Source organism: Bradyrhizobium liaoningense (assembly GCF_018130825.1).
GTDB classification, from domain to species: Bacteria; Pseudomonadota; Alphaproteobacteria; order Rhizobiales; family Xanthobacteraceae; genus Bradyrhizobium; species Bradyrhizobium liaoningense_B.
In genome coordinates, this window is sequence record NZ_JAFCJS010000001.1 from 22,642 (window position 1) to 37,055 (window position 14,414).

Below are 14,414 nucleotides of genomic sequence, written 5' to 3' on the forward strand. Positions count from 1 at the left end.
CACCATGGATGAACATATGGACGGTGCTCCATCCGCCGCGGATTCGGTACTCGACCACGTGCCGATGCGCAATGAAGACGGCGAAATTCGTCACGAATTCGTCGAGGAAATTGCCCGTGCGATCGAAGCCGGCGACAGCGCGGCGCTGCGCGCCTGCGTGGCCGAGCTGCACGAGGCCGACCTCGGCGACCTGATCGGCGCTCTCGCGCCCGACGACCGCGTCCGCCTGGTCGAGCTCACGGGCCGCGACTTCGACTTCTCGGCGCTGAACGAGGTCGACGAGGCCGTCCGCGAGGAGATCCTCGAGGAGTTGCCGCCGGAGACGGTGGCGGAAGGCGTCCGCGAACTCGAATCCGACGACGCGGTCGAGCTGCTGGAGACCCTCGACGAGGACGAGCAGGAGGAGATCCTCGAGAAGCTGCCGCTGCAGGAGCGCGTCGCGCTCGAGCGCAGCCTGCTGTATCCGGAGAATTCCGCCGGCCGCCGTATGCAGACCGAGTTCATCGCCGTGCCCCAGGATTTCACCGTGGGGCAGGCGATCGACTACATGCGCGAGACGCCGGATCTGCCCGACCGCTTCTACGAGATCTACGTCGTCGACAAGGACCAGCACTGGCAGGGCGCAGTCCCCCTCGACGTGCTCTTGCGCGCCCGCCGTCCGGTGCCGCTCACCGAACTCACCGACGAGGACCGCCGCCGCGTCTCCGTCCTGGAGGACCAGGAGGAGGTGGCGCGCATGTTCGGCAAGTACAATCTGGTCGCAGCCCCCGTGCTCGACACCCAGGACCGCCTCGTCGGCGTCATCACCGTCGACGACGTCGTCGACGTCATCGAGGAGGAGGCGGACGAGGACCTCAAGGCGCTCGGCGGCGTCACCAGCGACGAAGAACTGTCGGACACGTTCCTCACCATCGCCCGCGGCCGTTTCAACTGGCTGCTGGTGAACCTCGCCACCGCGTTCCTGGCGTCCTCCGTGCTCGGCCTGTTCGAGGGCCAGCTCGAGAAGATGGTCGCGCTCGCGGTGCTGGCGCCGATCGTGGCGAGCCAGGGCGGCAATGCCGCGACCCAGACCATGACGGTCGCGGTGCGCGCGCTCGCCACCCGCGAGCTCGGCTCCTCCAATGCCTGGCGCGTGGTGATGCGCGAGACGCTGGTCGGCCTCGTCAACGGGCTCGCCTTCGCCGTGATCACGGGCATCGCGGCGGTGGCCTGGTTCAAGATCCCGGGCCTCGGCATCGTCATCGGGCTTGCGATCATCTGCAACCTCGTCGCTGGCGCGCTCGGCGGCATCCTGATCCCGATGGCGCTCGAACGCGTGAGGGCCGACCCGGCGGTGGCCTCCGGCACCTTCGTCACCACGGTGACGGATGTCGTCGGCTTCTTCTCCTTCCTCGGGATTGCGACGCTCTGGTTCGGGTTGAAGTAGGGGGCGCGGTGGGGCCGTAGCCCGGATGGAGCGCAGCGTAATCCGGGACCGCTGCATCGCCGCGAGAGCTGCCCCGGATTACGCTTCGCTTCATCCGGGCTACGGGCAACTATCTTTAATTCGAACTTAAGCGGCCTGCCGCATCATCGCCCGTGCTTGGGGGAATGGACATGCGGTTGCGGCTGAAGGCGGACGGGCGGATCGTCGAGTTGCGGGATGGACAAGAATTTCCGGTCCAGCCGGCGGCCGCGCCTGGCGACGCCAGTTCGCTCGCGGTGCGCGACCTGCGGCGCCGCGCCTGCCTGACCCAGATGGAGTTCGCCGCCAAGCTCGGCGTTCCCGTCGAGACCATCCGCAACTGGGAGCAGGGCAAGCGGGCGCCCCGGGGGCCGGCCCGTGCGCTGCTCGCGGTGATCGCGCATGCGCCCGACACCGTGTTCCAGGCGCTGGCCAAGGCGTGACGTCAAGGCCGGAAGCCACGCGCGAACCGCCTGTTAGCATTGCCCTGAATATCCGTCCCGATGGCACTGACGTCCGTTGGCAACCATCACGGGCGAGGTCCATAATGTCGACCGGGGCTACGTAACAGAGAGGATTCCTCATGCTGTTCGTCGAGGCCAATGGCGCACGGATCCCGGCGATCGGACTCGGGACCTGGGAGTTGGAAGGACGAACCTGCGCCCGCGTGGTCGAGCAGGCGCTGCGGCTCGGCTATCGCCACATCGACACCGCCCAGGTCTATGACAACGAGCGCGAGGTCGGCGATGCCTTACGCGCCTCCGGCGTGCGCCGCGACGACGTCTTCCTCACGACGAAAGTCTGGACCAACCATTTCGCGCCCCACGATCTCGAGCGCTCGGTCAAGGAGAGCCTCGCGCGCCTGCGGCTTCCTTCCGTCGATCTCTTGCTGCTGCACTGGCCCAATCCGCATGTGCCGCTGGCGGAGACGCTTGGCGCGCTGTCGCACGCGAAGCGCATGGGCCTGACCCGCCACATCGGGGTCTCCAATTTCACGGTGGCGCTGATCGAGCAGGCGATCGCGCTGTCGGGCGAGCCGCTGGTCTGCAACCAGGTCGAATACCATCCCTATCTCGACCAGACGAAGGTGAGGGCGGCCTGCGATCGGCACGGGCTCGCCCTGGTTGCCTACAGCCCCGTCGCCAAGGGCCGCATCAAGTCCGACCAGACGCTCGCTGCCATCGGCCGCGCGCATCGCAAGACGCCGGCGCAGGTCTGTCTGCGCTGGCTGGTGCAACAGAATGTTGCGGCAATCCCGCGCACCTCGCGCGTCGAACGCCTGTCGGAGAACATCGATATCTTCGATTTCGAGCTCTCGGACGACGAGACGGCGCAGATCGCCGCGCTGGCCAGCCCCAAGGGGCGACTGACCGATTTCGGCTTCGCACCGAAATGGGATTGAGGGGAGACAGCGGTATGCTAACAGCAGGGCGGCAACCCAAGATCGGGCGATGGAACCGCGGAAGATCATACGGACGGACATTGCAGCGTCGGCGATCGCGCATCTGACGCTGGTGGCGCTGATCATCGTGATCAGCGAGGTCCGTCCGTTTCACGCCGCTGCGCCCGAGACCGTTTCGGTCGACATCGTCACGCCGGAGCAGGTGAAGCAGGAGGAGGCCAAGGCCCAAGAAAAGGAAGAGAAAGAGAAGCCGCCGGAGCCGCTCCCCGACCTGAAGCTGCCGAAGCTGGATGTCACCGACAAGGCGGACGCGACGGCGAAGCCGTCCGCCAAGCCGCAGCCATCGCCTGAACCGCAGCAACCAGCGCAGCAGAAACAGCCGGCACCCTCGCAACCGCCGAAGCAGCGCGAGGCCAACGTGCAGCCCCAGCCTCAGCCGGCGCAACAGCCGCCGCCGCAACCGCAGCCCCAACTGCCACCTCAGGCGATGCCGCAGCCGCCGGTGCAGCCGCCGCCACAGGCGATGCAGCAGCCGCCGGCCGCGCCGCCGCCGGCCTATCAGGCGCCGGAGCCTGACGTCACCGTCAAGTATGGCGTCATGCTCGGGCTGCCGCCCGAACTGCCGACCGAGCTACCGAAAGACGCCCCCAAGGACGATGGCGGTGACGCCAAGGACTCAATTGCAGCCAAGCTGCCGGCCGAAGTCATCGCGGCGTTGCGTCGCCATTTGAGAAGCTGCGCCAAGCTGCCGGCCGGGGTCGATCCGACCGACAACGTCCACATCAAGCTGCGCGCGGTGTTGGCCACCGACGGCACGCTGGCGCGCGAGCCGATCCTCATGGCGGCCCCGCCATCCGCCAAGGGCGTGGCCATCGTGAAGTCCGCAACGAGCGCACTGCAGGCCTGCCAGCCCTACAAGATGTTGCCGGCCGACAAATACGAGGAATGGAAGGTATTGGACCTGCCGTTCTCGCCGCGGGATTTCGGCGGATAGCTACCCAAACTGCTTCGACAAAACCGCACGAAGCGGTCGCGGCGCATGACCCGCCAGGCGCTGGACGTCGCCGGTCACGATGTCGAAGTCTCCCGCCGCGAAGCGCCGCTCGACATCGATCAGCGCCGCGACGTATTCTTGCGGAATCTTCGCCCGGATCATTCCATCGCGAAGCTGCGCTTCATCCATGACGACAAAATGGGTCGGCTTGCCGGTGATATCCGACAGCAGATCGGCGCGTTCCCTGGCGCTGATCGCAGCCGGACCCGTTGCATTGTAGATTGCGCCGGCGTGACCATCGCCAAGCAGGATACCGGCCGCCGCGGCCGCCACGTCGTCGCGCGAGACGAAAGCGACGTGATTCTCGCCGAGCCCCGGCACGATGCCCGAGGCCGCGGACATCGCGGCCACCTGCGCAAATGATTCAGCGTAGTAGTTCATCCGCAAGATGGTCCACCGCCCGGCGGCTCTCATCAGATGCTGCTCGCCCGTAAAATAGGCTGCGTACATATCGCGCTCGTCGACCTCCCGGGCGGCCGCGATCGACATCATCACGACGTGCCCGACGCCGGCCCTTACGGCAGCGTCGATTGCGCTGACGAAATGGCGATCGCGCCGGCCTGGCTGAACGTCAGAGCTCGGAATGATCAACAACCGGTCGAGGCCCCGATAGGCCGCGATCAGCGTTTCGGGTTGGTCGTAGTCACCATGTCGCGCCTCGACCGCCGCATGGACTGTTGCAGGAGTGCGGGAGATGCCGACGATGTGGTGCCCGCCGCCTCGCTCGATCAATTCGGCCACCGCCGCCTTGCCAAGATGACCACTCGCTCCGCTGACGCCGATCTGCATATTCGATGTCCTTCCGTGTAACGAACAATTTGTTCGTGACGATATGTTCGATATCGAATAGAGCCGCAAGAACGCACAATTTGATGCGCCACGAACAGATTTGATCGTGTGTGGATTCAAGGGACAGGACGATGAAGCGCTTCAAGCCTCAGCCTCGGATGGCAAGGCCCGGATGGGATGACCCCGACGACTGCCGCGCCGTGCTCAAGGTCCTCGATCGGATCGGAGACAAATGGACGGTCATGGCCGTCGGTGCGCTGGCTGACGGTCCGATGCGCTTCAATGCCATCCTGCGCATGACCGGGGCGTCGCACCGCATGCTGACATTGACGCTGCGTGCCCTCGAAGGGGACGGGCTCGTGAAGCGGACTGCCTATGCAACGATCCCGCCGAAGGTGGAGTACGAACTGACCAGGCTCGGCCTCTCCTTGATCGAACCATTGCAGGCCATCGCAGCCTGGGCTCAGCGCAACCGCCGGGCGATGGAAGCCGCTCGGGCGAAGTTCGAGGCCGCGAAGGCCGGCTGAGGCTCCCGTAACCCGGGTGAGCGGAGCGATACGCGGGAAAACCGCTCGCAAGGATTCCCGGATGTCGCTTCGCTCATCCGGGCTACGAGGCTTGCAAGCAATCCAGAATCCCTCTGCGGAAAGACCCTGGATTGCTTCGCTGCGCTCGCAATGACGAGGCGGAGAGAGCCGGCCTCAATGACCGCGCTTCTTCATCCCCTCGTCACTCGCCACCACCTCCGGCGCCATCGCCGCCCAGGCGCTGGAGGCGAACTGCCGCCGCCATGTCACGACCACCACGGCGGCCGTGGTCACGAACAGCAGCCAGGGGCTGACGAACCAGCCGAGATAGCCGAGCGCGAAGAAGAAGGCGCGCTGGCCGCGGTTGAAATGGCGGCCTGCGGATTCGAACAGGCGTGTGGTGCGCATGACGTGGGCTTCGGCCGCCGGCGTATCGCGTTGCGATGCCGGCGGCATGCCGCCGAACAGGATCGCGACATAGTTGAACAGGCGATAGGCCCAGGCGAACTTGAAGAAGGCGTAGACGCAGATCAGCACGAGGCCGACGCATTTCAGCTCCCACATCGCGGGCGAGGTGCTGAGGTCGATCGGCAGCTTGCTCAGAATCGTGATCGCATCGTTGGTGGCGTGCAGCAGCGCCAGCGCGCCGCCGAGCGCGAACAGGCTGGTGGAGGCGAAGAAGGCGGTGCCGTTCTGGAGCGAGGCCATGATCTGCATGTCGACCATGCGCGTCTCGCGGTCGAGCAGGCGGCGCACCCAGACCTCGCGATAGCGGTTCATGCGCGCCGACAGGCTGTCGCGGCCGTAGGCCGAGTGTTCCAGCGTCAGGGCATAGGCCAGCCATTCGATGATGAAGAAGCCGACCGCGGTGATGTCGACCCAGTGCCTGCTCATGTCTTGCTCCCTTGGGATCGCAACGATTGCCACGCATGGCCGGGCGCAGCAACGATTGATTGGCGGCAGGCGATGGCGTTAAAAGCAGCTCGCTTCAAGACGTCTCGGGAAGGATCAGTGACATGGCAACGCTCAAGCTCGCGATCGGCAACAAGAACTACTCGTCATGGTCGATGCGGCCCTGGCTCGCGCTGCGCGCGAACGATATCCCGTTCGTGGAAACCCTGATCCCGCTCTACACCGACAATCCCGCCGACAAGGAGCAGATCCTGTCCTTCAGCCGCGCCGGCAAGGTGCCCGTGCTGGTCGACGGCGACGTGACGGTGTGGGATTCGCTCGCCATCATCGAATACATTGCCGAACGTTACCCCGAGAAGAAGCTGTGGCCGGACGACGCCGCGGCCCGCGCCCATGCCCGTTCGGTCTGTGCCGAGATGCATTCCGGCTTCGTGCCGCTGCGCAGCGAATGCGGCATGAACCTGCACCGGCCGATCCGCGCCGTGGCGCTGTCGGCCGATGCGAAGGCCAACGTCGCGCGCATCGAGGAGATCTGGCGCGAGTGCCGCGCGCGCTACGGCACCAAGGGACCGTTCCTGTTCGGCCGCTTCGGCGGGGCGGATGCGATGTATGCCCCGGTCGTGCACCGCTTCCGCACCTATGCGATCGAGGTGGCGCCGGACACGAAGGCGTACATGGAGACGATGATGGCGCTGCCGGCGTTCCAGGAATGGACTCGCGAGGGGATCGCCGAAACGCTTCTCATCGCGAAGTTCGAGGACGCCTAACCCGCGCAAGTGATTGGGCGTGGCTTGACGGTTCCCCGCACGGCGGCGCTCAATCACGGTGCAACGACGGCTTGGGAGAGGGCGCCATGGGAATCCTGGACTCGCTGGAAAACAATCCCGCGCTGCGCAGCGCACTCGGTCAGCTCGGTGCCGCCGTGCTGCCGGCTGTGCTCAACGAGGTGCTCGGCAGCAACAACCAGGGCGGCCTCAGCGCGATCGTCGCAAAACTCCAGCAGGCCGGCTTCGGCGACCAGGTCAAATCCTGGCTCGGCAACGGCCACAACCTGCCGATCTCGGCCGACCAGCTCCGCGCCGTGCTCGGCAACGATACCGTCCGACAGCTCGCCGCACGCTACAACATCCCGGTCGACCAGTTGGGTCAGATCCTCGCCCAGGAGCTGCCCAAGGCCGTCGACCAGGCCAGCCCGCAAGGCCATCTGCCCCATACCGCCTAGGGCTCCGCTCAAGCACTGCCAAGGTGGGCCGCTGTTCCCGTTATCGTCCTGAAAAGACTTCAAAATTCGTGTATTTGCCAGGCTTGCATGAGGCTGGTCAAAAACGCCGCATGCATGCTATACAGCACCCGGGTTTCCGGCCGGCCATCGCAGTGGGACCATGGGCGAGGCAGGCGTTGTTTGAGTAATGGAGAGGGTGTTGAAGCACAAATTCCCCGTTGGAACGCGCGTTTTGTTCACGGCCAGCAACGTCGCGCGCCCCGCTGCCAGCGGCTCGTATGAGATCATCCGCCTGCTGCCGACGGAAGGCGACGACTGCCAGTACCGGATCAAGAGCTCGACCGAGGCGTTCGAGCGCGTCGCCAAGGAAAGTCAGCTGGCGCTGACCTGACGCGCCGTCGATCGCGCCCGTTGCTATCGCGGACAAATCTGCTCCGCTCGCCGTCAAAAGGCCCGCTTCGCCTTCACAGGGTGGGGCGGGGGCAGTTGCCGACTCGCGGTGCTCGCTTGACCATTCGCTCTTTGCTCGCGTGAGGGGACGTCGCGCATGAACTGGGCATCGGCCACTTCGCTCGACCAAATCTGGCGCTCGCCGGCCCTTCCGATGTGGATGACGCTGGTCGCGGCCGGATTCTTCGGATTGATCCTGTTGATCACGCTGCTTCGCGCCGAGAAGTCGCTCGCCAACGGCGCGCTGACGGTGATTACGCTGCTGTCCATCGCGATCGCCGGGGCTGCCATGGTTCACGTCTATGAAGCGGCGGGGCAAGACGCGCCGGCCGAGTCGCGCGCACAGGCCGCGGTCACCGCGAGCCTGCCGGCGCTGTCCTGTCTCGATGGGCTCGCCGGAGATGCCGTAGCCACGGGCTGCGAGAAGGCGCTGTTCGGCGCACCCGACACAGCCGCGGCGGCCGTTGCCTACACCGCGGCGAGGATCGACCGCCTCACCGCGCTCGGCGATGCCGCGACCGCCGACAAGAGCCTGACGCTCGACATGAAGGTGCTGCGCAAGTCGCTGGAACGTGATCGCTACGGCCTCGTCGCGCAGGTGCTGGTCGCGCGCGACGGCTGCACGCAGTTCGATTGTGCCGCCTTCCGCTCGCTGACCGATCAGCAGCAGGTCGCCGCCAACATGGAGTCCCATCTGTACGACACGCTGGTCGCACGCTATGCGCCGACCTGGAATGCGCCCGGGGCGGCGCCGGCAATGCCTGCCACCGCCACGCTCGCGGGGTTGCCGCCGTCGATGCCGACGGGCAAGCCGACCAATGCGGAGTTCCCGAGCGCCTCGTCGACGCCTCCGGTGAGCATCATGAATCCGGAGCCGCCCACTGCGGCGACGAAGCAGGCGGCGCCTGCCGCTGGCGCTGCGCCGGCAGCACCGCGCGCGCCGGCCGCGACCTCGGCGCAGGCTGCGGCACCCGCGGCACCGGCCGCCAAGAAGCCGCCGGCGCCGAAGGCCGCGCGTGCGCCCGCTGCAGCACCGGTTCCGCTCGCGCCACCGGCTTCCGCGCCGGCTGCTCCGGCTGCGGATAACGAGTAGTTCGGCATTCCAAATGCGTGGCGGCCCGGCTAATGCTGGGGCATGCCACTCCATCTGATCAAGCTCGCCGTCGGCTGCGACTCCGTCAAGGAATTGAAGGAGTGGGTGGCCGAACGGATGCAGACCGCCAAGAAGAAGGGTCTGCCGCAACACCACATCCACATCACCCGCATGGTGCCCAAGCGTGACGCCGAGATCCTCGCCGGCGGGTCGCTCTATTGGGTCATCAAGGGCGAGATCGCCGCACGCGAAAAGATCATCGGCATCGAGCCGTTCCGCGACAAGGACGGCATCGGACGCTGCCGCATCGTGATGCAGCCGAAGGTGATTTCGGTCTCGCCGCGGCCGATGCGACCCTTCCAGGGCTGGCGCTATCTGACCGAGGATTCCGTGCCGGCCGATCTCGGCAAATCCGCCGCCGGCTCGATCGCGGCCATGCCGGAGCCGATGCGGCGCGAGCTGCGGGATCTCGGGCTGCTCTAAACCGCGATATTGTCGATCAGCCGCGTCGTGCCGAGCTTGGCTGCGACAAGGATCCGCAACGGGCCGTCCTTGCGCGCGGTGACCGGTGCCAGCGTCGCGGCATGGCGGGCTTCGTAATAGTCGAGCGCAAAGCCGGCCGCCTTGATCATCTCGGCGCCGCGCGCCATCGCAGGCGCGATGGCTTCGCCGCCGCGGATGCGGCCTGCGCTCTCCTTCATGGCGCGGTAGAGCGTGGTCGCGGTCTGCCGCTCCTCGGCCGAGAGGTAGACGTTGCGCGAGGACATCGCGAGCCCGTCGCGCTCGCGCACGGTGCGGGAGCCGATCACCTTCACGCCGAGGTCGAGGTCGCGCGCCATCTGCGTCACCACCCGCAATTGCTGAAAGTCCTTCTCGCCGAAGATCGCGACATCCGGCCGGCATTGCGTGAACAGCTTGCCGACGACGGTGGCGACGCCGCCGAAGAAGTGCGGCCGGAAACGGTCCTCGAGGCCGGCGAGCGCCGGGCCCTCCGGCACGATGCGGGTGGCAAAGCCTTCCTGGTACATGGCCTCGACGCCGGGATGCCAGACGATATCGACGTCCTCGGCCGCGAGCTTGGCGATGTCCGACTTCCAGGTGCGCGGATAGGCACCGAAGTCCTCGGTCGGAGCGAACTGGGTCGGGTTGACGAAGATCGACACCACGACGCGGCTGGCCCGCTGCTTGGCGAGGCGCACCAGCGACACATGCCCGTCATGGAGCGCCCCCATGGTCGGGACCAGCGCGATCGTGGCCTTTCGCTTGCGAAGATTGTCGAGGGTGCGCCGGAGCGCGGGGACCGTGCGGGCGATCAGGGGACTTGACGACATCAGGACTCGACGGGGGTTGGGAATCAGCGCGGAACGGCTCGGCGCCTTGCCGGCTAACCTTAACAAGCGGCAGTCGTGGACGCCATGCGCAGGGATGCGGCACAGCATCCCGCGCAAAGCCACGCGCGATGTCGCGATTGTGGGCTGGATCACAGACGATAAATGGCGTCGCGCGTCATCATGAAGAACGGCGCGCTGCGATTTGCATTACCTGTCACGCATTTCACTTGACCGCAGACGCGGCCAACTCGAAGATATTCGTCAGGGTGTTGAGGATCGCTATGCTCTTGCAAGCTAGCCAAGGCCAGTCAGGCTCGGCGCATGTAGTCGTGCTCGGAAATGAGAAGGGCGGCTCCGGCAAATCGACCACCGCCTTGCACATCGCCGTTGCGCTACTCAAGGCCGGTCAGCGCGTCGCCACCATCGACCTCGATTGCCGCCAGCAAAGCTTCACCCACTACGTCGACAACCGCGCCGCCTGGGCCCGCCGCACCAAGCTCGACCTCGAGCTGCCGGTGCATCGCTGCATCAAGCTCGGCGAGACCATGCAGATTGCCGACAACGAGAACTCCGAGTTCCAGCAGTTCATGGAGGCGGTCTCGGCGGTCGAGAGCAGCTTCGACTTCATCGTCATCGATACGCCCGGCACCGACAGCTACCTGATGCGGCTCGCCCATTCGATGGCCGACACGCTGGTCACGCCGATCAACGACAGCTTCCTCGACTTCGACGTGCTCGGCACCGTCGATCCCGCCAACTACGCGGTGACGGGCGAGAGCCACTATGCCGAGATGGTGCGGGACGTCAGGCGCAAGCGCCGCCAGCTCGACGGGTCGACCACCGACTGGATCGTGGTGCGCAACCGTCTGTCCATGCTCGGCTCCCGCAACAAGCAGCTCGTTGCCGAGGGCCTGAAGGATTTGTCGCTGCGGCTCGGCTTCCGCTATGTCGACGGCTTCGCCGAGCGCGTCGTCTACCGCGAATTCTTCCCGCGCGGCCTGACCGCCCTCGACGAGATCGACGAGGCCACGCTCGGCATGCGGCCCAATCTCGGCCATCTCACCGCGCGGGAGGAGGTGACGAGCCTGCTCCGCCAGCTCAAGCTGCCGCTCGACGAGCGCGGTCGACGACGTGCGGCAAATCGCGCCGAATGGTTCAGTCAGGTCGACAAGCCGCTCGAGGTTCACGACATCCTCGGCGTCTGAGGCGGTATATCGCTACTTCCGGTCCATCTAGAGGTCGGTTCCTGCCCGGAACCAAGCTGGCGCTCGGCCGTTTCACCGCATGTTTACTGCGAAATTGAACCCCATCGCGCCCGGTTGCGTCGGATGGGGACCCGCACCCTGACGTAGCGGTATGAGAATGGGGTGCCCAAGAAACGAGTGCGCCGCACAATGAAAGGGCTGGCGGTTCACAATATTTAGCCTTCCTGTCACGCTGCTGTGACATATATTAGGGAATAGGCGACCAGGGGCCGAAGAGCCTCGGAAGAACACGATTTTCAACAGGGATTCAGGCCGCAAGAGCCTGAGGCTGAGGACGAAAATGAAGCGTGGAATTGCCGTTCTGGTTTCGGTCAGTGCCCTCTGCGGCATCGCCTATTTCACGGCGAGCAAGTGGGCCATCAAGCACGAGACCATCACCTTCTACGACGCTTCGCGCGACAACCGTCCCGTGCCTGTCGATATCGCGGTGCGCCGCGACAAGGAAATGCAGGCCAATGCCGGCATGATCACGCTGCCGGTCGCCGTGATCAATCACGGCAACACCGTCAAGAACACCGAGTACGGCTTCCTCGCCAACATCTTCGCTGCGCGCGGCTACATGGTCGTCAGCCCGCAGCATGACCTGCCGACCGATCCTCCGATGGTGACCAAGCCCGGCGAGCTCTATGTCGGCCGGCTGCCGCAGATCCTGCGGGGCGTCGCCAACATCCATCTCGCCATGCAGGAGATGAAGAAGGTTCTGCCCAACGCCGACTACGACAAGGTGACGATGGTCGGCCACTCCATGGGCGGCGACATCACCATGTATTTCGCCAAGCAGTATCCGGACGAGGTCAAGAAGGTCGTCACGCTCGACAATCTGCGCGTGCCCTTCGTCACCGCCGGCAAGTTCAAGATCCTGTCGTTCCGCTCCACCGATCCGCAGTTCAAGGCCGATGCGGGCGTGATCCCGACGGACGAGGAATGCGAGAAGGCGGGCATTCAGGTCGTGAAGACTGAATTCCAGCACAACGACATGCGCGACACCGGCCCGGACGCGGCCAAGAACTCGATCCAGGGCATGCTCGACAAGTTCCTGAGCGCGACGGACAGCGAGGTTGCGCCGGTCGACACGCAGTCGTCCCCGCCCAAGATCCTCGAGCCCGGTCCGGTCGCCCTGATGGCACCCGCCAAGAGCTGACGTCTCTCGTAGGCAGGCACGATCTTCAAAGCCCCCGCTGGCCCTCCGCCGGCGGGGGCTTTGCACATTGACCGGGCTGCCTGCGCTCGCCACATTAATCGCCCACGCTTGGTTGAGCAGCGATGTCGGGCGAACCCATCAAGCCGCGCAGTGACGCCGTTTCGACGAAGGCCGGCGGAGTGCCGCAGGCCGGCACGTCGACGTCGGAGGACATTGCCGCCTTCGTCGCCAAGGCACGTGCGCTGTCGCCGCATGCGCCCGGTGCGAAGGGGCGACTGATCTTTGCGCTGGATGCGACGATGAGCCGGCAGCCGACCTGGGACATGGCCTGCGCGCTTCAGGCCGACATGTTTCGCGAAACCGCGGCGCTCGGCAGTCTCGACATCCGCCTGGTCTACTATCGCGGCTTCAACGAATGCCGCGCCTCGCGCTGGATCTCCGACAGCGCCAAGCTGGCGACGCTGATGAGCAAGATCGATTGCCGCGGCGGCGACACCCAGATCGGCAAGGTATTGAGCGAGGCACGGCGCGAGGCGGTCGCATCCGGTGTGCGCGCCGTCGTCTTCGTCGGCGATGCCGTGGAGGAGAAGGTCGACGAGCTCTGTGCCAAGGCCGGCGAGCTCGGCATGCTCAAGGTGCCCGTGTTCGTGTTTCAGGAAGGCCATGATGCCGTGGCCGAGCAGGCCTTCCGCGAGATCGCGCGCCTGACCGGCGGTGCCTGGTGCCGGTTTGATCCCGGTGCTGCGGCGCAGCTGCGAGAGCTGTTGCGCGCAGCTGCGGCCTACGCTGCCGGCGGTCGCGAGGCACTGCTGCAGCTGGCAAAGACCGCGAACGGTGCGGCGATGTTGATCGGCCAGATGAAGTAGCGCTCAGGCTGGCCTTCGTCGGCGAACGCCATGCATTTTGGCGCAAGGCCGACTATATTCCGGTCATGACCCTGATCGCCGGCGCCGTCGCCGTTATCACGCTTTATCTGCTGCTTCAGATGTTCCGTTCCGCCAATCCGGCGGTGCTGGCGCGCACCATCAAATTCGGCGGCGGCGTGCTGGCGCTGGCGGTCGCGGCCTTCACGGGCTTGCGGGGCGAGCTGGCGGTTGCGATCCCGCTCGGAATTTTCGGTGCCGGACTGCTCGGCTGGACGCCATTGGCGAACGCCGGCTTCGGCAATATCGGCGGGCTGTTTGGGGGCGGCGCTGCGCCCGCGTCCGGGCAGGCCTCGCGCGTGCGCTCGCAATTCCTCGACATGCGGCTCGACCACGATTCCGGCCAGCTCGGAGGCCGGATCGTCGCCGGTCCCCACGCCGGGCGCGATCTCGACGAGTTCGATCTCGCGGGCCTCTTGGCGATGGTCCCGGCGTTCGACGCCGAGAGCGTGGCCTTACTTGAAAGCTATCTGGACCGCCGGTTTCCCGCTTGGCGTCAGAACGCGCAGGGCGATGCGGCAGGGCGGCAGCGCCGCACGGCGGCGAGTGGCAAAATGACGGCGGAGGAAGCCTATCAGATCCTTGGCCTGCAGCCGGGAGCGGGGCGTGACGACATCAGCCGGGCCCACAAATCCCTGATGAAGAAACTCCATCCCGACCAGGGGGGCTCGACGTATCTCGCTGCCCGGGTAAACGAGGCCAAGGATACTCTGCTTCGCACGCATAACGGCTAACTCCGGCACCACGCTACAAACGCCCGTACCGCGTGAGCTCCGTTGCTCTGTCTGTCGTCGCCCCGATGCCCGCCATTGTCGGCGTGGTCGATCCGTTGAGTAAAAATTTAACCGTAAATCGTTGACG

Annotated in this window: 17 protein-coding genes; 14 read left to right on the forward strand and 3 right to left on the reverse strand. The window is 65.8% G+C overall.

The features are described 5' to 3' along the window. Positions 1 to 4 precede the first annotated feature (4 nt). The 4 genes from mgtE (at position 5) to JQ603_RS00140 (ending at position 3,840) form a co-directional block, all read left to right on the forward strand. Entirely contained in the window at positions 5 to 1,426 is a 1,422-nt protein-coding gene (gene mgtE / locus JQ603_RS00125) for a magnesium transporter (RefSeq protein ID WP_212335788.1), read from the forward strand. Positions 1,427 to 1,590: 164 nt separating this feature from the next. Next, the gene (locus JQ603_RS00130; protein ID WP_212335789.1) at positions 1,591 to 1,887 is read left to right on the forward strand and encodes a helix-turn-helix domain-containing protein; all 297 of its coding nucleotides are present in this window, start codon (positions 1,591 to 1,593) and stop codon (positions 1,885 to 1,887) included. A gap of 140 nt (positions 1,888 to 2,027) precedes the next feature. After that, on the forward strand, positions 2,028 to 2,846 hold the full coding sequence (locus JQ603_RS00135) for an aldo/keto reductase (protein WP_212335790.1): 819 nt from the start codon (positions 2,028 to 2,030) through the stop codon (positions 2,844 to 2,846). A 49-nt stretch (positions 2,847 to 2,895) separates the two neighbouring features. Beyond that, positions 2,896 to 3,840 (forward strand): hypothetical protein, encoded by a 945-nt coding sequence (locus JQ603_RS00140; RefSeq protein ID WP_212335791.1) that lies wholly within the window; start codon positions 2,896 to 2,898, stop codon positions 3,838 to 3,840. Here JQ603_RS00140 and JQ603_RS00145 read toward each other — a convergent pair whose 3' ends face one another. After that, positions 3,841 to 4,689 carry an NAD(P)H-binding protein gene (locus JQ603_RS00145; RefSeq protein ID WP_212335792.1) on the reverse strand — a complete coding sequence of 283 codons (849 nt, stop codon included), beginning with the start codon at positions 4,687 to 4,689 and terminating at the stop codon, positions 3,841 to 3,843. It abuts the gene before it with no gap. A gap of 131 nt (positions 4,690 to 4,820) precedes the next feature. Between JQ603_RS00145 and JQ603_RS00150 the strand changes: the two genes are divergently transcribed. After that, complete coding sequence (locus JQ603_RS00150; RefSeq protein ID WP_245003331.1) at positions 4,821 to 5,216, forward strand: winged helix-turn-helix transcriptional regulator; 396 nt, start codon at positions 4,821 to 4,823, stop codon at positions 5,214 to 5,216. Positions 5,217 to 5,390: 174 nt separating this feature from the next. On the opposite strand, the gene JQ603_RS00155 is transcribed toward JQ603_RS00150, so the two are convergent. Further along, positions 5,391 to 6,110: a DUF599 domain-containing protein gene (locus JQ603_RS00155; RefSeq protein WP_212335793.1), complete on the reverse strand. Its 720-nt coding sequence runs from the start codon at positions 6,108 to 6,110 to the stop codon at positions 5,391 to 5,393. Positions 6,111 to 6,232: 122 nt separating this feature from the next. On the opposite strand from JQ603_RS00155, the gene JQ603_RS00160 reads away from it, so the two are divergent. From JQ603_RS00160 to JQ603_RS00180, 5 genes are all read left to right on the forward strand, one after another. Then, positions 6,233 to 6,895 carry a glutathione S-transferase family protein gene (locus tag JQ603_RS00160; RefSeq protein WP_212335794.1) on the forward strand — a complete coding sequence of 221 codons (663 nt, stop codon included), beginning with the start codon at positions 6,233 to 6,235 and terminating at the stop codon, positions 6,893 to 6,895. A gap of 86 nt (positions 6,896 to 6,981) precedes the next feature. After that, positions 6,982 to 7,350, forward strand: a complete 369-nt coding sequence (locus JQ603_RS00165; protein ID WP_210249445.1) for a YidB family protein — start codon at positions 6,982 to 6,984, stop codon at positions 7,348 to 7,350. Positions 7,351 to 7,537: 187 nt separating this feature from the next. Continuing rightward, positions 7,538 to 7,741: a hypothetical protein gene (locus JQ603_RS00170; protein ID WP_212335795.1), complete on the forward strand. Its 204-nt coding sequence runs from the start codon at positions 7,538 to 7,540 to the stop codon at positions 7,739 to 7,741. 156 nt (positions 7,742 to 7,897) lie between these two features. Further along, positions 7,898 to 8,893 carry a hypothetical protein gene (locus JQ603_RS00175; RefSeq protein WP_212335796.1) on the forward strand — a complete coding sequence of 332 codons (996 nt, stop codon included), beginning with the start codon at positions 7,898 to 7,900 and terminating at the stop codon, positions 8,891 to 8,893. Positions 8,894 to 8,935: 42 nt separating this feature from the next. Then, entirely contained in the window at positions 8,936 to 9,376 is a 441-nt protein-coding gene (locus JQ603_RS00180) for a DUF1489 family protein (RefSeq protein ID WP_018647395.1), read from the forward strand. Here JQ603_RS00180 and panC read toward each other — a convergent pair. Then, positions 9,373 to 10,224, reverse strand: coding sequence for a pantoate--beta-alanine ligase (panC, locus tag JQ603_RS00185; RefSeq protein ID WP_212335797.1), 852 nt, complete (start codon positions 10,222 to 10,224; stop codon positions 9,373 to 9,375). The genes JQ603_RS00180 and panC overlap by 4 nt on opposite strands. 281 nt (positions 10,225 to 10,505) lie before the next feature. Here panC and JQ603_RS00190 point away from each other — a divergent pair, with 281 nt between their 5' ends. The 4 genes from JQ603_RS00190 to JQ603_RS00205 all read left to right on the forward strand — a co-directional run bounded on the left by JQ603_RS00190 (position 10,506) and on the right by JQ603_RS00205 (position 14,287). Then, positions 10,506 to 11,429 carry a division plane positioning ATPase MipZ gene (locus tag JQ603_RS00190; RefSeq protein ID WP_212335798.1) on the forward strand — a complete coding sequence of 308 codons (924 nt, stop codon included), beginning with the start codon at positions 10,506 to 10,508 and terminating at the stop codon, positions 11,427 to 11,429. Positions 11,430 to 11,769: 340 nt separating this feature from the next. Beyond that, positions 11,770 to 12,630 carry an alpha/beta fold hydrolase gene (locus tag JQ603_RS00195; protein WP_212335799.1) on the forward strand — a complete coding sequence of 287 codons (861 nt, stop codon included), beginning with the start codon at positions 11,770 to 11,772 and terminating at the stop codon, positions 12,628 to 12,630. 122 nt (positions 12,631 to 12,752) lie between these two features. Beyond that, entirely contained in the window at positions 12,753 to 13,496 is a 744-nt protein-coding gene (locus JQ603_RS00200; RefSeq protein WP_212335800.1) for a VWA domain-containing protein, read from the forward strand. 65 nt (positions 13,497 to 13,561) lie between these two features. Continuing rightward, on the forward strand, positions 13,562 to 14,287 hold the full coding sequence (locus JQ603_RS00205) for a DnaJ domain-containing protein (RefSeq protein WP_212335801.1): 726 nt from the start codon (positions 13,562 to 13,564) through the stop codon (positions 14,285 to 14,287). Positions 14,288 to 14,414 lie beyond the last annotated feature (127 nt).

Coding starts and splice junctions, on each gene's coding strand:
- mgtE (WP_212335788.1), top strand. CDS start 5: ATGGATGAACATATGGACGGTGCTCCATCCGCCGCGGATTCGGTACTC.
- JQ603_RS00130 (WP_212335789.1), top strand. CDS start 1,591: ATGGACATGCGGTTGCGGCTGAAGGCGGACGGGCGGATCGTCGAGTTG.
- JQ603_RS00135 (WP_212335790.1), top strand. CDS start 2,028: ATGCTGTTCGTCGAGGCCAATGGCGCACGGATCCCGGCGATCGGACTC.
- JQ603_RS00140 (WP_212335791.1), top strand. CDS start 2,896: ATGGAACCGCGGAAGATCATACGGACGGACATTGCAGCGTCGGCGATC.
- JQ603_RS00145 (WP_212335792.1), bottom strand. CDS start 4,689: ATGCAGATCGGCGTCAGCGGAGCGAGTGGTCATCTTGGCAAGGCGGCG.
- JQ603_RS00150 (WP_245003331.1), top strand. CDS start 4,821: ATGAAGCGCTTCAAGCCTCAGCCTCGGATGGCAAGGCCCGGATGGGAT.
- JQ603_RS00155 (WP_212335793.1), bottom strand. CDS start 6,110: ATGAGCAGGCACTGGGTCGACATCACCGCGGTCGGCTTCTTCATCATC.
- JQ603_RS00160 (WP_212335794.1), top strand. CDS start 6,233: ATGGCAACGCTCAAGCTCGCGATCGGCAACAAGAACTACTCGTCATGG.
- JQ603_RS00165 (WP_210249445.1), top strand. CDS start 6,982: ATGGGAATCCTGGACTCGCTGGAAAACAATCCCGCGCTGCGCAGCGCA.
- JQ603_RS00170 (WP_212335795.1), top strand. CDS start 7,538: ATGGAGAGGGTGTTGAAGCACAAATTCCCCGTTGGAACGCGCGTTTTG.
- JQ603_RS00175 (WP_212335796.1), top strand. CDS start 7,898: ATGAACTGGGCATCGGCCACTTCGCTCGACCAAATCTGGCGCTCGCCG.
- JQ603_RS00180 (WP_018647395.1), top strand. CDS start 8,936: ATGCCACTCCATCTGATCAAGCTCGCCGTCGGCTGCGACTCCGTCAAG.
- panC (WP_212335797.1), bottom strand. CDS start 10,224: ATGTCGTCAAGTCCCCTGATCGCCCGCACGGTCCCCGCGCTCCGGCGC.
- JQ603_RS00190 (WP_212335798.1), top strand. CDS start 10,506: ATGCTCTTGCAAGCTAGCCAAGGCCAGTCAGGCTCGGCGCATGTAGTC.
- JQ603_RS00195 (WP_212335799.1), top strand. CDS start 11,770: ATGAAGCGTGGAATTGCCGTTCTGGTTTCGGTCAGTGCCCTCTGCGGC.
- JQ603_RS00200 (WP_212335800.1), top strand. CDS start 12,753: ATGTCGGGCGAACCCATCAAGCCGCGCAGTGACGCCGTTTCGACGAAG.
- JQ603_RS00205 (WP_212335801.1), top strand. CDS start 13,562: ATGACCCTGATCGCCGGCGCCGTCGCCGTTATCACGCTTTATCTGCTG.